The sequence below is a fragment of the Pseudomonas sp. Z1-29 genome (assembly GCF_051131995.1).
Classification (GTDB): Bacteria; Pseudomonadota; Gammaproteobacteria; order Pseudomonadales; family Pseudomonadaceae; genus Aquipseudomonas.
The window spans coordinates 3,566,826-3,581,866 of sequence record NZ_CP071645.1 but is presented as its reverse complement, the minus strand read 5'-3'; the positions used below and the strand labels follow the sequence as shown (position 1 = coordinate 3,581,866).

Annotated in this window: 11 protein-coding genes and 2 pseudogenes; 9 read left to right on the top strand and 4 right to left on the bottom strand. The window is 58.0% G+C overall.

Features of this window, described 5'->3' with window-relative positions; translation table 11 throughout:
* The first annotated feature begins 170 nt into the window (after positions 1–170).
* From J3P84_RS16035 to J3P84_RS16020, 4 genes and pseudogenes are all read left to right on the top strand, one after another.
* Entirely contained in the window at positions 171–1,211 is a 1,041-nt protein-coding gene (locus J3P84_RS16035) for an ABC transporter substrate-binding protein (RefSeq protein ID WP_434631364.1), read from the top strand.
* Between the two features lie 28 nt (positions 1,212–1,239).
* Positions 1,240–3,504 (top strand): annotated as a pseudogene (locus J3P84_RS16030) (ATP-binding protein); the annotation flags it as partial.
* A pseudogene (locus J3P84_RS16025) lies at positions 3,496–4,101 on the top strand (ATP-binding response regulator); the annotation flags it as partial. The pseudogenes J3P84_RS16030 and J3P84_RS16025, both read left to right, overlap by 9 nt.
* On the top strand, positions 4,102–4,962 hold the full coding sequence (locus J3P84_RS16020; RefSeq protein ID WP_434631361.1) for a sensor histidine kinase: 861 nt from the start codon (positions 4,102–4,104) through the stop codon (positions 4,960–4,962). It abuts the pseudogene before it with no gap.
* Between the two features lie 56 nt (positions 4,963–5,018).
* On the opposite strand, the gene J3P84_RS16015 is transcribed toward J3P84_RS16020, so the two are convergent.
* The gene (locus tag J3P84_RS16015; RefSeq protein ID WP_434624329.1) at positions 5,019–5,924 is read right to left on the bottom strand and encodes a LysR family transcriptional regulator; all 906 of its coding nucleotides are present in this window, start codon (positions 5,922–5,924) and stop codon (positions 5,019–5,021) included.
* A gap of 87 nt (positions 5,925–6,011) precedes the next feature.
* Here J3P84_RS16015 and J3P84_RS16010 point away from each other — a divergent pair, with 87 nt between their 5' ends.
* The 4 genes from J3P84_RS16010 (at position 6,012) to J3P84_RS15995 (ending at position 9,790) form a co-directional block, all read left to right on the top strand.
* Entirely contained in the window at positions 6,012–7,142 is a 1,131-nt protein-coding gene (locus J3P84_RS16010) for an alanine racemase (protein ID WP_434624327.1), read from the top strand.
* 42 nt (positions 7,143–7,184) lie between these two features.
* Complete coding sequence (locus tag J3P84_RS16005) at positions 7,185–7,556, top strand: RidA family protein (RefSeq protein WP_434624325.1); 372 nt, start codon at positions 7,185–7,187, stop codon at positions 7,554–7,556.
* Between the two features lie 24 nt (positions 7,557–7,580).
* Entirely contained in the window at positions 7,581–8,243 is a 663-nt protein-coding gene (locus J3P84_RS16000) for an HAD family hydrolase (RefSeq protein WP_434624323.1), read from the top strand.
* Positions 8,244–8,470: 227 nt separating this feature from the next.
* Positions 8,471–9,790, top strand: a complete 1,320-nt coding sequence (locus J3P84_RS15995) for a dicarboxylate/amino acid:cation symporter (protein WP_434624321.1) — start codon at positions 8,471–8,473, stop codon at positions 9,788–9,790.
* Between the two features lie 199 nt (positions 9,791–9,989).
* Here the strand turns inward: J3P84_RS15995 and J3P84_RS15990 are convergent, their stop codons facing one another.
* Both J3P84_RS15990 and J3P84_RS15985 read right to left on the bottom strand, forming a co-directional pair.
* Positions 9,990–10,400 carry a hypothetical protein gene (locus J3P84_RS15990; protein WP_434624319.1) on the bottom strand — a complete coding sequence of 137 codons (411 nt, stop codon included), beginning with the start codon at positions 10,398–10,400 and terminating at the stop codon, positions 9,990–9,992.
* A 44-nt stretch (positions 10,401–10,444) separates the two neighbouring features.
* Positions 10,445–11,128 carry a calcium-binding protein gene (locus J3P84_RS15985; RefSeq protein ID WP_434624317.1) on the bottom strand — a complete coding sequence of 228 codons (684 nt, stop codon included), beginning with the start codon at positions 11,126–11,128 and terminating at the stop codon, positions 10,445–10,447.
* A 524-nt stretch (positions 11,129–11,652) separates the two neighbouring features.
* Between J3P84_RS15985 and J3P84_RS15980 the strand changes: the two genes are divergently transcribed.
* Positions 11,653–12,897, top strand: a complete 1,245-nt coding sequence (locus tag J3P84_RS15980) for a serine hydrolase domain-containing protein (RefSeq protein ID WP_434624315.1) — start codon at positions 11,653–11,655, stop codon at positions 12,895–12,897.
* A 140-nt stretch (positions 12,898–13,037) separates the two neighbouring features.
* Here the strand turns inward: J3P84_RS15980 and J3P84_RS15975 are convergent, their stop codons facing one another.
* On the bottom strand, positions 13,038–15,023 hold the full coding sequence (locus J3P84_RS15975; protein ID WP_434624313.1) for a M10 family metallopeptidase C-terminal domain-containing protein: 1,986 nt from the start codon (positions 15,021–15,023) through the stop codon (positions 13,038–13,040).
* Between the last annotated feature and the right edge of the window lie 18 nt (positions 15,024–15,041).

Genomic DNA, 15,041 nt, shown 5'->3' with positions numbered 1-15,041 from the left:
GGCACGTTGGGACTATGCTCATTGCCACTACCGTCGTTGCACGGGTTTCAGTCGCCGCCAAGGAAAGGAGTCTGTACGTGTCTGATACTTCATGCCCGGTTCCATTATTGAAATGGCCCTTGATCCACAGCGTCCTTTGGCGCTTCGCCGGTTGCGTGACCGGGCTGGCGATGCTTGCCGCCCATCCAGCCCAAGCGGCCGACGGCGGTGCCGCCGGCGGCTCTACCGCAAGCTATAGCATTGCCTTCAGCAATTCATACGCAGGCAGCGATTTTCGCAAGGTGATGGTGCGCAACTGGCAGGAGATCGCGCTCCAGGCGCAGAAGGATGGGTTGATCCGCGAGGCTCCGGTGGTCAGCGCCAACAACTCGGCGTCGGAACAAGCGGCCCATATCCAGGACATGATCGTCAATGGCGTGAACGCCATCGTCATCCTGGCCGCGTCCGACACGGCGCTGAACGGGGTGATCCGCGATGCCTGCAATGCCGGCATCGTGGTGGTGGTCATGGCCAGCCTGGTCAGCGAAAGTTGCGTCTATACCGTGGATTACAACTGGTCCGCCATGGGCCGCGTGGAGATGGATTACATCGCCGAGCGCCTCAAGGGCAACGGAACGCTGCTGGAGATCCGCGGCATTGCCGGCGATGCCACCGATAAAAACATCAGCGACGGCATTCGCAAGGCCGCCAGCGACTATCCGGGCCTGAAGTTCGCCAAGACCGTGTACGGGAACTGGACGGCCTCCGTCGCCCGCAAAGAGGTGGCGCTGGCGCTGCCGTCGCTGCCGAGCATCGATGCCGTGGCGACTCAAGGAGGCGACGGTTATGGCGCGGCCATGGCGTTCAAGGCGGCGGGGCGGCCTTTGCCGATCATCGTGATGGGCAATCGTCAGGACGAACTCGCCCTGTGGAAACAGGAGCGCGATGCCAACGGCTACGAGACCGTCTCTGTTTCTGCCTCCCCCAGCGTTTCCCAGGTAGGTTTCTGGGTAGCCCAGCAGATTCTGGCGGGCAAGCAGGTGCCGAAGTTCGTCGAAGTGCCACTGGTGCGTATCGATGCGAAAGACCTGGACGCCTGGCTCGCGACCATGCCGGTGGGTGGCGCCGCCAATCCTTTTTACAGCCAGGCTTCCGTGGCCGCGATGATCGACGCGGCCAACAACAATACGGCGCCGCCGGCGACGCCTTTGCCGGAGGTTACGAAGCAGTAGTGGCGGGGGAGTGGGGAGGCGCAGCGCCATGGTGACATTCAAGCCCGTCACCGACAGGCCCATTGCCGTCAGGATCGGGCTGGCGGTCGCCGCGCTGGTGTTCCTGATGCTGGCGGTGTCGCTGGTGAACCTCTATGGCTTGCGAGGCATGGTCCGCGCGGTGGATTCCGCCAGCCATTCGGCGGAGATCCTGGCCTCGGTCAACGGCGCCACCGGGCGTGTGGAAAACTTCATCGCCACTCGCGATCCTGAGAGCCTGTCCCAGGCCGAAGGCATGGTGGCGACGGCGATCGCCGGCCTCAGCGCCATTCCGGCGGCCGAGGCGCAATCGCTCAAGGGCAGCCTGGAGCGGCTCGCCGCAGCGATCACTGCCTTGCGCGCGGCGACCCTGACCATGGATGGCGAAACGGAGAACATGACCGCCCACTACGGGCGGATGCGAGAGGCGACGATCCTCGTCGAACAGGGCATCGCCGATGGCCTGAAGGGGCTCGATGCCCGCACCGCCGGGCACGAGGCGCGGGTGAGCGACATCGAAAGCGCCCACCGCATCCTGGATGTCCTGCGCAACGGCGAACGGATCATCACCGCCCATGTGGCCAAGATGTTGGTGACCGAGGATGCGGCGGCTGCCATCGCGGCGCGCAACGCCTGCGCGGCGCTCCTGCCGGTGGTCGAGCAACTGCGCGAGGTGATGGGGGCGCCGCAGGAAACGGAGATCCTTGACCAGTTGGCGGCGGCGGTCGCTGCTGCCAGCGTCGCGGTAGAGCACCTTGGCGAGGCCCCCAGACGCCAGGGAGACGAAGCTTTGCGGCAGCTCGCCGCCGTCGGGGATGCGGCCGCGCGCCTCGAGGCGATGCTGGCTGACGCGGATGGGCTCGTCGGCCACGACGCAAGCGATATTCAGGCAGCGACCGGCTTGCTGCACAACGCCGCCGCGTTATCCAAGCGTTTCGCCGAGCGTGTCGCCACGCTGGAAGCGCAGACCTTGTCGTTTCGCCTGTCACCGTCGGCCGAAACCGCCCGCTCTGTCGGCCTGATTCTCGACGAGCTCTCCCGTCTCGCTCGGGTTCTGCCTTCGTCCGTAGGACTGCAAGCCAAGGCGACGCCCCTGACGGTCAGTGAACAGATTGCCGGCTACCGGGCGGCCTTCGCCAGGTTCCATCAGGCGAGCAATGCCTTGAGCGCGGCGCGCGACGAGGTTCGCAACGAGGCACGGAGTGCCGGCCTGTTGGTTGCGCGCTTTGCGGGTGAAGCGCGCTCCGACGCCTTGGTCCACAACGATCGCGGCATGCTTGCGACGATAGTTGCGGGCACCGTCGCCGTCCTGCTGGCCGGTGCCATCGCCTGGAGCACGTCACGATTTGTCGCGCAGCCCATCGTGGCCTTGGCCTCGGTCATGCGCCGGCTTGCGGCCGGCGACCTGAACGCCGAGATGGCCAGCGCCGCGCGCGGTGACGAGATTGGAATCATGACCCGCGCCGTACGGGTGTTCCAGGAGAATGCCCTGCGCATCCGGGTGCTGGAGGCCGAGGCCGAGGCCGAGCGACAGCAGGTCCAGGCCTCTTTGGAGCGAATGGTCGCCGAACGGACCGACACGTTGCACCAACAGACCGACATACTGGAGGCGCAGGCCGTCGAACTCATTCAGGCGCGCAACCAGGCCGAGACGGCCAACCAGGCAAAGAGCGATTTTGTTGCCACGGTCAGCCACGAACTGCGCACCCCCCTGACCCTCATCCTCGCGCCCCTGGAGCAGCTCTCGGCGGCGGACACCCCGCCAGCGGACTGGCGTGTGCAGGTCGAACGTGCCCAACGCAACGCATTGCGCTTGATGAACCGGGTGAACGACATCCTCGACTTTTCCAAGGCCGAAGCTGGCAAGTTCGAGTTGTGTCCCTCGCCGGTTGATTTGAACAAGGCGGTGGGGGTGCTGGCCGAGGACGCCGCCATGGTTGCCGAGGGCAAAGGCTGCACCTTGACTTGCAGCATCGATCCCGCGCTCGGCACGGTGTTTCTGGACCCCCGGCACTTCGAGAAAATCCTCCTCAACCTGGTGAGCAATGCCATCAAGTTCACGCCCGGCGGCGGCACCGTACACCTGGCAGTGACGCCGATCGAAGGCGAGCGATTTGAGTTAGCGGTGCAAGACTCGGGAATCGGCATAGAGCCGGACAAACTGCCGCTGTTGTTTCAGCGTTTTTCCCAGATCGACAACTCCGCCACGCGCCATTACAGCGGCACCGGCATCGGTCTCGCCCTGGTCAAGGACCTGGCCGAACTGATGGGCGGCGAAGTTGGCGTCAACAGCGAGCCTGGACGGGGTTCGCGCTTCTTTGTCCGGCTTCCGCTGGGGGCTGAGCAGAACACCCTGCCGACCGAAGTCAGCCATATGCTTGAGCGATCATCGGCGGGCACAACCAGTACGATGGAGCAGCGCCACCTGCGTTTTGACGATGGCCGCCAGGGCAGTCGCAACGACCGCGCTTCGACGCAAGGCGCAGACGACGAGCCGCATCCGGAACATGCCCTGCGATCCAGAGTGCTGGTGGTGGACGACAGCCCGGAAATGCTCAGTTATCTCAGCGAGCTTCTGCAAAACGACTACATCGTCGCCACCGCAACGGATGGAGAGCAGGCCTGGGCACTGCTGCAGCTTCGACCCATCGACGTGATCGTCTCGGATGTGATGATGCCCAAGCTCGACGGTTTCGGCCTGACCGCCAGGATCAAAGCAAGCGCCGGTTTTGCCCATTTACCGGTAATCCTGGTGACCGCCCGCGGCGGTAGCGAGGCCTGCATCTCCGGGCTGGAAAGTGGCGCCGACGACTATATCGCCAAACCCTTCTCGCCGCTGGAGCTCAAGGCTCGCGTACGCGCGGCGCTGCGCATGAGCCAGGTGCAAAGCGAACTGCAGGCAAAATCCCGCCAGGCGGGCATGGCCGAAATCGCCACGACTGTGCTGCACAACGTCGGTAACGTCCTCAACAGCGTGAACGTATCGGCAGAACTGGTCAGCAGCCAGATGCGCACCTCCAAGGCCCAGGGGCTGGGGAAAGTGGCGCGGCTGATGAACGAACACGTCCACGACCTGAGCGATTTTCTGACCACGGACAACAAGGGAAGGATGCTGCCCGATTACCTGCTCAAGCTGGCGCAAGTGGTGACGGAAGAGCAGCAGGGCATCATCGAAGAGCTCGGGCAACTCATCAAGGGCATCGACCACATCAAAACCATCGTCGCTGCCCAGCAGTCCTATGCCGTTGCTGTCAGCGTCGTCGAGACAGTACCGGTCCCGGAGCTGATCGATGATGCCTTGCGTATGAGTGCCGGATCACTGGCACGCAAGGAGGTGACGGTGGTCAAGGACATCGCCGACTTGCCCCTGCTGTCGCTGGACCGGCACCGGATGCTGCTGATTCTGGTGAACCTGATCCGCAACGCCAGGCAGGCGCTGGATGGCGTGAGCGATCGCAGCCCCTGCATCACGTTCTGCGCGTCCCTTGTCGACGGATCAGTATTGCGTATCACGGTGGCCGACAACGGCAACGGGGTCGCGCCAGAGCACTTGGCGCGGATCTTTACCCATGGCTTCACTACTCGCAAGGATGGTCACGGTTTCGGCCTGCACAGCTGCGCGCTCGCCGCGCAGGAAATGGGCGGCAGCTTGAGCGTGCACAGCGACGGGGCCGGGCAGGGCGCGACCTTTATCCTTGATATTCCCGTTGAGGCTGCGCTGAGCAAACGCTAGGCATCCCCCTTGGCCTCCAGCCCGGTAACAATCAATCTTGGCTTGCGGTGCAAAATCTATTGTCGCCAGAGTGGTTGCGGCCGGAAGTGATCCTGGAGGAAGCGCAGAAATTTGAGCGTTCTCGCAGGCAACCCTTCGCGTTGATGCGTCAGCGCAACAATATTGGCCTCTGGCAGTTTCCAACCCGGCAGTAGTCGTATCAACGTCCCCTCCGCCAGAGCATCGGCAACGTCCCATTCAGAACGCATGATGATGCCGTTCCCTTCGCAAGCCCATTGCCGAATAACACTTCCATCGTTGCAGCTCAACGCTGGGCGGATTCGCACGTTGTGTGTTTTACGCGCACGCGTGAAATGCCAGAGCGTGACGTCTTCGTTGTTTTCCCGCAATGCAATGCAAGGCAGGGTAGCCAGCTGGTCGGGGTGCTCCGGCAGACCGTGCTGTTCAATAAAGTCGGGTGAGGCGCATACGTAGCGACGGTTGGGGGCAATGGGATGGCCCACCAGGTTGGAGGTGCGCAGTTCCCCAATATGGATAACCACATCAAATCGGTCAGTCGCTTCGACCATAGGCTGTTCCGACAGACTCAATGCTATCTCTACATCTGGATGCAGGCGCTGGAAAGCTGCCACGACGGGTGCCACGTGCAGTCGCCCAAATCCGAACGGTGCGTTGATTTTCAACTTGCCGACGAAGCCACTGCGCCGCTCTTGCAAATCCGCCAATAGGGAATCGAACTGCTCGACCAGCTCGGCCCCACGCTGGCACAAGAACTCGCCCTCGTCGGTAAAGCGCAGCTGCCGGGCTGACCGATCCAGCAATCGAATCGACAGTTTTTTCTCCATTTGCTGAAGTCGCTGGGTCACCGCCGAAGGCGTCAGACCCAGCTTGCGTGACGCGGCCAACAAGCTCTCGCTTTCCCGGATGACCAAGAGAAAGCGGAGATCAATTGTCTCGTTCATTAAGAACCACTGAATATTAGAATTAGAATGTTTAAATTTTAATCTGAAACTGGAGGCTTAGAATAGCGCTATTCCAGGAGACCAGACATGACAGCATTCACTCATATCGAAACCCCCGCCTTATTGCTGGATCGCGATCAACTCGATGCGAACATCCAACGGATGCGCAATAAGCTGGCAGCATTCAACGTGGTATTGCGGCCACACGTGAAGACCAATAAGTCGTTAGAAGTTACCGAGCGATTGTTTGCAGGCGGGCGCGGCCCGATCACCGTTTCAACCCTGCGGGAGGCCGATTTCTTTTTCGAGGCCGGGTTCACCGACATCTTGTATGGCGTCGGCATTGCGCCCAACAAATTCGCTCATGCCGCTGCATTGATCGGTAAAGGCGCACAGCTAAAGTTGGTACTCGACAATCTGGATACCGCCAGGTTACTGGCCGAATTCGCCGAAACGTCGGGTCATGTTTTTGATGTTCTGCTGGAAATCGATTGCGACGGTCACCGTTCCGGTCTTGGCCCGCAGTCACCGCTGCTGGTGGAAATCGCGCGGCTGCTGAGCGCCAATGGCGTCAGGGTCAGCGGCCTGATGACACATGCCGGCAAGTCTTACGACAGTCAGTCAATCGCTGAAATCGAAGCCAGCGCCCGGCATGAACGCGCGGCGATTATCGATGCCAGCCAAATGCTGACGAATGCAGGCTTCGACCTGTCGATCATCAGTGTCGGCTCGACACCCACGGCACTTTTTACCGAGGATCTATCCGGGGTGACTGAAGTACGCGCGGGTGTATTCGCCTTTTTCGATCTGGTCATGGCGGGCTTGGGCGTTTGTCAGGTGCAAGATATCGCCGTCTCGGTTCTGACGACTGTAATCGGTCATCAGATTGAAAAAGGCTGGATCATTACAGATGCGGGATGGATGGCACTTTCCCGTGATCGTGGTACCGCCAGACAGGCGGTCGATCAGGGCTATGGCATCGTCTGTGACGCCAGCGGCCAGCCCATCGGCGACCTGATCGTCAGCGCCACCAATCAGGAGCACGGGGTCATTTCATCGCGGGCCGGGAAGCTTGAAGCCTCAAGCTTACTGCCCTTGGGCACGCTGCTGCGGATCCTGCCGAACCACGCCTGCGCCACCTCGGCGCAGCACGCGGGTTATCACGTTATCAGCGAGGGGCACAGTGTGGGCTACTGGCCACGCATCGCGGGTTGGTAATTCATTCAGCTGAACTCACTTTGATCGATCAAGGAGGGGCCAATGAAGTTGATCACAGCAGAAAAGTTGCCTGTACCCGGTGGGCATTACTCACACGGGGTCATGGCAGGAAAACTTCTTTTCATTTCTGGCCAGTTGCCGTTTCCACCAGATGCCCAGGAATTCCCCAAAGGAGTAGAAGCCCAGACTATTCAGGCAATGGCAAATGTAGAAGCGGTGCTTCAGGCAGCGGATGCTTCGCTTAGTCACTTGGTCAGCGTGCAAATATACATCGTTGATGTTGCTTGCTGGCCGACCGTGAATCTCGTGTATTCAACGCTAATGGGGCAACACCGTCCCGCAAGAGTGATCATTCCGTGTGGTCCACTCCATCACGGGGCCTTGGTGGAAATTTCAGCAGTGGCTGAACTTTAAATACTTTCAAGAAGGGCAGTTGATATGAATTCGATTGAAAACAAGCTTCAGCAAACACCTGTGAAGCTCGTCCTGTTTGATCTGCTCACCGCTCTGCTGGACTCATGGACGCTATGGAATAGCGTGGCAGGTTCCGATGAAATGGGCCGCACCTGGCGTATGGCTTATTTGAAGGCGACTTACGGCTGTGGTGCCTACCGGCCTTATGAAACGTTAGTCGAAGAGGCTGCGATCAGTGTCGGACTAGGCAAGGAGGCCGCGCAGAATCTGGAGGCACGCTGGACGCAGTTACAACCTTGGCCTGAGGCCAAACGCGTGCTCACCGAGTTGGCGCCGCACTACAAGCTCGGTGTGGTGACCAACTGTTCGGAGCGGTTGGGGCGCATCGCAGCGGATCTTCTGGGAGTGCCATTTGACGTCATTGTCACTTCTGAACAGGCCGGCTTCTACAAACCCGATGCGGAACCCTACAGGCTCGCCCTGCAAATAGCAGGGGTGGAGTCCGCTCACGCCCTATTCGTGGCGGGCTCTGCTTACGATCTGTTTGGCACGCAGAAAGTTGGCTTGCCAACCTTTTGGCACAACAGAATAGAGCTCGATGCACCCGCAGGTGCGCCTGATCCATTAATCATGCGCCCGACACTGGATAGCCTGGTTGAGGATATTAAAAATCTGAGCGGCAAATAAACGGGGTGCTGCTCATCTCCGTCATTCTCTGAATCAGTCCCGATAGAGGGGGCGCTTACAGTGGCGTCTCCACAGGACAGCACCTTCAACCTGCCGCGAACACACGCGGCCCGTAACTTCAGTTATTCCTGTTTTTCATTCAAAACAAATTCTTCCATCAAAGGAAGGTGTATGTAACGGGTGCTGTGGTCCGAGGACCTCGCACGTGTCCCAAACGAGGTTCCGTCATGTCCGCTGAAACTCAAAACCGCAAACCGTTCTACAAGATTCTTTATCTCCAGGTCTTGTTCGCGATCGCAATCGGCATCCTGATTGGCCACTTTTATCCGGAAGCCGGTACCACGTTAAAACCGCTCGGCGATGGTTTTATCAAGCTGATCAAAATGGTCATCGCCCCCATCATCTTCTGTACTGTGGTCACCGGCATCGCAGGCATGCAAAACATGAAAGCGGTCGGAAAGACCGGTGGCTATGCGCTTCTGTATTTCGAGATTGTTTCGACAATTGCCCTGTTGATCGGGCTGGCTGTGGTCAACTTCGTGCAGCCGGGCGCTGGAATGCATATCGATCCGTCCACGCTCGATGCGTCGGGTATTGCTGCGTACGCTGCCGCAGGCAAAGAGCAGAGCACCATTCAGTTCCTCCTGCACATTATCCCCAACACGATTGTTGGCGCGTTTGCTGAGGGTGAGATCCTGCAGGTGCTGTTCTTCTCTGTACTGTTTGGCTACGCGCTGCATCGCATCGGTGATTATGGGCGTCGGGTGTTCGAGTTCATCGAGAGCATCTCCCAGGTGTTGTTCAGCATCATGGGTGTGGTCATGAAAGTCGCGCCCATCGGTGCGCTGGGTGCGATGGCCTTCACTATCGGTAAGTACGGTGTCGGTTCTTTAGTCCAGTTGGGCTATCTGATGCTGTGTTTTTACTTTACCTGCGTGGTCTTCGTACTGGGGATATTGGGATCGATAGCGCGCCTGCATGGGTTCAGCATTTTCAGGTTCATCAAGTACATCCGCGAAGAGCTCCTGATCGTCCTGGGCACTTCGTCGTCCGAGACCGCGTTACCACTCATGATCGTCAAGATGCAGAAGCTCGGCGCGCATAAGTCCGTCGTGGGCCTGGTCGTCCCGACCGGTTATTCCTTCAACCTTGATGGCACTTCCATCTACCTCACCATGGCGGCGATTTTCCTCGCCCAAGCCACCGATACGCCCATGGACATTACGCACCAGATTACGTTGTTGCTGGTCTTGCTAGTCACATCAAAGGGGGCGGCGGGTGTAACGGGCAGTGGCTTCATCGTCTTGGCGGCGACGCTGTCGTCAGTAGGGCATGTGCCCGTTGCTGCGCTGGCCTTGATTCTGGGGATAGACCGTTTCATGTCTGAAGCGCGGGCATTGACCAATCTGATCGGTAATGGGGTGGCGACAATCGTGGTTGCCAAGTGGTGTGGGCAGTTGGACGAGAAGGTGCTTCAAAAGAGGCTGGAAGAGGGCCCTGGGGCGGCGGCTGTCGGTTCGTCGGCATCCCATAACGTCAGAATTTGATTCGGAAACAGGTATGGCTAGCCAACAGCTGCGAATCAAGAGGGAAAAAGATACTCCCAGCAAATAAATCTGTCCCCTTTTCAGTCATACTCATTGCATGTTAGTCATATGCAACTCTCTTCTTCGAAGATTTCAAAAAAAGCCCCGCCGAAACTGGGCTTTTTTTAACGCGGTGTGCGGTTATCCAAAAAATCTCGTCTTAAACGATTGTTGAAAACGGAAATTTCGAAGAGCGAGAGTCGGGAGATACATCTAAAATCTTCCCGCCCACAGCCTCTGCTATTACTTTAGCGCGCATCGCTCCTGATTCAGGAAGATTGAGGTGGTCTATATATCCGGCGAACTCACCAGAAATCGTTACTGCACCGGATTTATAAATTGTGGCAACAACCTGATTGCCTTTCATAACCGTTTGAACCGCGTTCTCGGGGGCGTTGTCAGCAACAAAGTGAATTTCGCCTCGTTCCATCGCTTGCGCCTTGAGAACAAATTTTTGCCCCTCACTTAACACGCGGTCAAAATCACCAGTCGCTTTCGCTGGCGTAGGATTCATGTCTGCAATGCTGCGCGACATGTTTGTCGTTAAGCGTATGCCTTTGGAAATGTCCATGTAATATATCTCCTTCTGTTTATATGAGGTCTGCCACTGGCAAGTTACGCAAATGCCAAACTATGCGAAGAGGACTCGGTGTACGAGGTTTCGCCAGGAGTCAACAGTTGGGATAGGTCAAATCTGGCGCCGGTGCTATCCCTCATATATTCAATATTGGTGTTGTTATCATTCAAATAGAAGTCTTGAATGATAACGCCGTGCTGGATCGATCCATTTTCGTCCACGCCTGCCGATGTAAATAACAGTAGGTCATTACTGGAAGCGAGGTGCTGAAAATAGATATCGTTAAAAGTTGCGTTGGAAAATTCAAGCGTGTCGGTTCCGCCGCCGTAGCCCGCGATTCCGGCTGCCGTGAGACCATCATTGATGATATCAATCCCGGAGTTCACGGAATAAAGATAATTATCATTGCCGTAATTGCCATGTAAACGATCATTGCCGGCGCCACCAGATAGGAAGTCGTTTCCAGCTCCGGTAGCATCGAGGGTATTGTCTCCGACGATAAAATCGTCTCCATCCCCTCCATATAATCGGTCAGATCCCTCGTTACCGATTACCATGTCGTTTCCAGCATTGGCGTATATCACATCATTGCCTGTCCCTGCTTCAATGATGTCATGGAAATTACTTCCATGTATGGTGTCGTTTCCTCCGAAACCATACATGAAAGAAGCTTCGGTAGCCCACAAGTCGTCGTCGCTGTTGTCGCCCTCAACAATAGCCATAGCCAAAGTTATCTCCTGAAAATGTATAGATTTCGTCCTTAAGCACTGTATGGAAGAAGATCCTGAGCGCCTACGAATGCTAGCATGTGACTTGCACATCGTGAAACTAAATTCCTCCAGCTACAAAGGTATTGCCGGGTATACAACTTCTAGGGTCTGTAAGAAACTTCCGATAAACCCAGTTTGTTGTTCTTAAATGCTGAGACTTTGTAGAGTTTGCACCATCAACGGAAAGGAATTATGTGATGACAAAGTGTTACGAACTGTCGGATGAGGCCAAGGATGTAGGTCTCCGAACTCTTCATCGAAACCCATGGCCGGGGGCGGCCTCGCTTGAACGACCGATGGATGCTGACAGTAAAAGGCGGTAAAAGGGGACAGCCTTATCTCCAGCAAATAAATCTGTCGCCTTTTCTGCAACAGCATCGTCCTTCAGCCCGGGCGTGATTTCAATGAGTAGGCTATGGTTCAAGCGGGCGCGTGTCTCGACGTGCGTGAATAGCAAATCAAAATAAGGATAGGTTATGCACTCATCCGCTATTTTTGGTGTGGCTGCGGCTGGTCGTTCGCTGCTTCTCTCGCTTGGTCTGCTCGCTGCGGGTATCACCGCGGGCGCATGGGCTGAGGATTATCCCCACGCCCAGGAACCGATTGGCACCGTGGAGCAGATCTATGACGGCGCCATGCTCCCCGATCTGGCGGTCAGTACCTACCGCAACATCGACCGGCTGTTCCCTACCCACAGGATCAAAGCCGGCGATCACCCCTATGCGCTGCCGAAATCAGACAAACAGTTGCCCAACGTTCGCTTCACTGTCGGGGACAAAAAGTACGACCTGTATGACTTCGTCGCGCTGGACAGCATTACGGCGATGCTTGTGCTCAAGGACGGCAAGATCGTGTTCGAGACCTACCAGCGAGGCAACACCGAGAAAACCCGATGGATGTCGATGTCGATAGCCAAGTCCATCACCTCTACGCTGGCGGCTGCAGCGATCAAAGACGGCCTTATCAAGAGCCTTGATGCGCAAGTGGTGGATTACGTTCCCGAGCTCAAGGGCAGCGCCTACGAGGGCGTGACCGTGCGCAACGTGCTGATGATGTCTTCGGGCGTGAAGTGGAACGAGACCTACACCGATCCGGCGTCCGATCGTCGCGCGCTACTCAAAGCGCAGATCTCGCAGAAACCGCGTTCGGCCATGGCCTTGATGGCAAGTTTGCCGCGAGCAGCCGAGCCTGGCACGGCCAACACTTACAGCACTGGCGAAACGCAGGTACTCGGCGAGATCGTCCGTGGCGCTGTGAAGATGCCGCTGGCCGATTATCTATCGCAGAAGATCTGGCGGCCGTTCGGTATGGAGAGTGATGCCCGGTGGTGGCTCGATTCGCCTGACGGCGTGGAAATCGGTGGCAGTGGTATCAGCGCCACGCTGCGCGATTATGGGCGCTTCGGGCTGTTTTTCATGAACGGCGGCAAGATCAATGGCACCTCGATTCTGCCCGAAGGCTGGGTCAAGGAGGCGACGCTGCCGACCACCCTCAAAGGCGGCAAGTCCCTGGACTACGGTTACATGTGGTGGACGGCGTGGACCGAGCCGTCGGTGAAAGACGGCGCCTATTCGGCGGTCGGTATCCAGGGCCAGAACATCTACGTCAACCCTGCCAATAACGTCGTGATTGTCACCTTCGGTGCCCAGCCCAAGCCGGTTGACAAAGAGCCGATCGACCCGATGGTATTCTTCGATGCCGTGGTGGCTGCGTTGAAGTAAATTCGCGCATCGGATGACGTTAAGCTTCGCGGCGCGGAAGAACGACTGCGGGAGTAACGAAGAGCGACCTGTTCCGTTGGATGACATTCCCGCGTCAGGAGTGCTGACTGCCTAAGACAAGAACTAACTAGGCTTGCGTTTCACACTAGGGAGTCAGCCACTCCGATCAACTGAAAGAGATCCTCCTCCAAGGGCTCGGCGAAGATGATGTTCAAGTCACGGTAACCGGAGTGATCCCCTGCCAGGCTCAACTCGAATCGAGCCCCGGATGCATTGGTTTCGTAGCTCTTCAAGTAAGTCAGGTTCTTGGCCTCATTAAAAACCACGTCCAATGTGCCGTTGTAACCATTTCCCAATCGAGTAAAGCCCAAGGCGGACAAGTCGATCGTGTCTTCACCCGCGGTATAGTCAATCAGGCGATCAGTGTGGTTTTCGGTGGCGGTACGGTAGCTGTCGCTCAATGCGTCGAAGCGGAACACATCGTTGTTGCCGCCACCCGCCAATAGGTCCCGACCATTTCCGCCAACCAGTACATCATTCCCCAGTGCGCCATTAAGGCGATCATCGCCCGCGAATCCTTCGATGATTTCGCCGCGAGCGTTGCCTTGTAGACGATCAGCCCCTTCGGTGCCCACCAGTCTGGCTTGCTGAAACAGGACGTTGGTTTCATTCAGCGTCTGGCCCAGGTTACCGTCGAAGATCACTTCGAAGCGTTCCCCATCCGTGTTGGCCTCGAAACTCTTGAGGTAGGTCCGGGTCCCGCTTTCATTGACGCGTATCGCCAGCGTTCCGTCATATCCATTGCCCAGCCCGAGGAAGCCGAGGGAGGAGAGGTCGATCGTATCGGTGCTGGGGTCGAAGTCGGTGATTCGGTCGCTATGGGCCATGGTTGCGGTTCGGTAGCTGTCTGCGGCTGACTGGTAACGGAACGTATCGGCCCCGGTGCCACCCGTCAGCAGGTCACGACCTTGCTGGCCATCGAGCAGATCGTCACCGGCCCCGCCAGAGATCGCATCGTCGAACGAGGCGGTACCGAGCAGGAAGTCATCCTCGCGGCCACCGTCAAGGTGATGATAGCCATCGTCGGGATTGCCAAAGCCGAGGTCCAGGCTACCGTCGGGGTTCAACTGGACCAAGGCGGCCAGATAGCCGTCCGCGCTCGTTCCTTGGCTTCCACCAACCAAAAGATTGCCGTTGGCCAGCACGATCATGTCGGCGACTGCGAAAGGAGCGCTTTGCGAGCCCCAACTCACCTTACCCTGATCACCGAAACCGGTGTCGAGCGAGCCGTCGGCATTGAGGCGGATGACGCTTGCCACGCCGCCCGAGGCGCCCGCCAGCAGGATTTTGCCGTCATCCTGAATGACGAGGGCGTCTGGGTGAACATCCAAGGCGAGGCTACCCCCGTTCGCAAAACTGCTATCCAGAGTACCGTCCGGGTTGAGGCGGGTCAGGGTATCTCGCCCGGTGACCAATACCTTCCCGTCTCCCTGCAGCGAAACGTCGATCGCGCTGCCGGGGCGAATGCCCACGGACGCTGGCAGGTGCAGGACTCCAGCCTCGCCGAAAGACGAGACCAAGGTCCCCGTCGCGTCGAAGCGAGCGATATGAATTTCTCCAGAGGGATACCCGGCACTTGCGAAAAAGCTGCCGTCGCGTTGTACGGAGAACGACGCTTGCTGGCCTAGATCTTCATTCCAGTAGAAAGGCACCGTCGCGGTGCCGCCATTCCCGAAACTGGTATCGAGGCTGCCGTCAGCCAAGGTACGGCTTACACCTGAAACCCAGGCATCGCCCACTTTTACGTAGAGCGCCGCCAGGTAGCCCCCTCCCGGCTGCACCGCAGCGTTACCACCGTCCTCGATATCGAGCGACACGGGGAGGAGGGACTTACCGTCTCCACTGAAGTTGCGATCCAGGCTACCGTCGGCATTGAACCGAACCAGGCTTGCGGTGAAGCCTGAATCTTCTTCGCCTCCTAATCCCAGGCGACTATAAGCGCCAAGCCAGATGGCACCGTCCGGATCGACCGTAATACCTGCGACGGTGTCCGAGCCCCATAAAGTCGTGATTACCATGCCGGTGTTCCGCGCAGCTGAAGCGGCGGGCGAAATGCTCTGACTCATGTCCATGCCTCCGGTAGC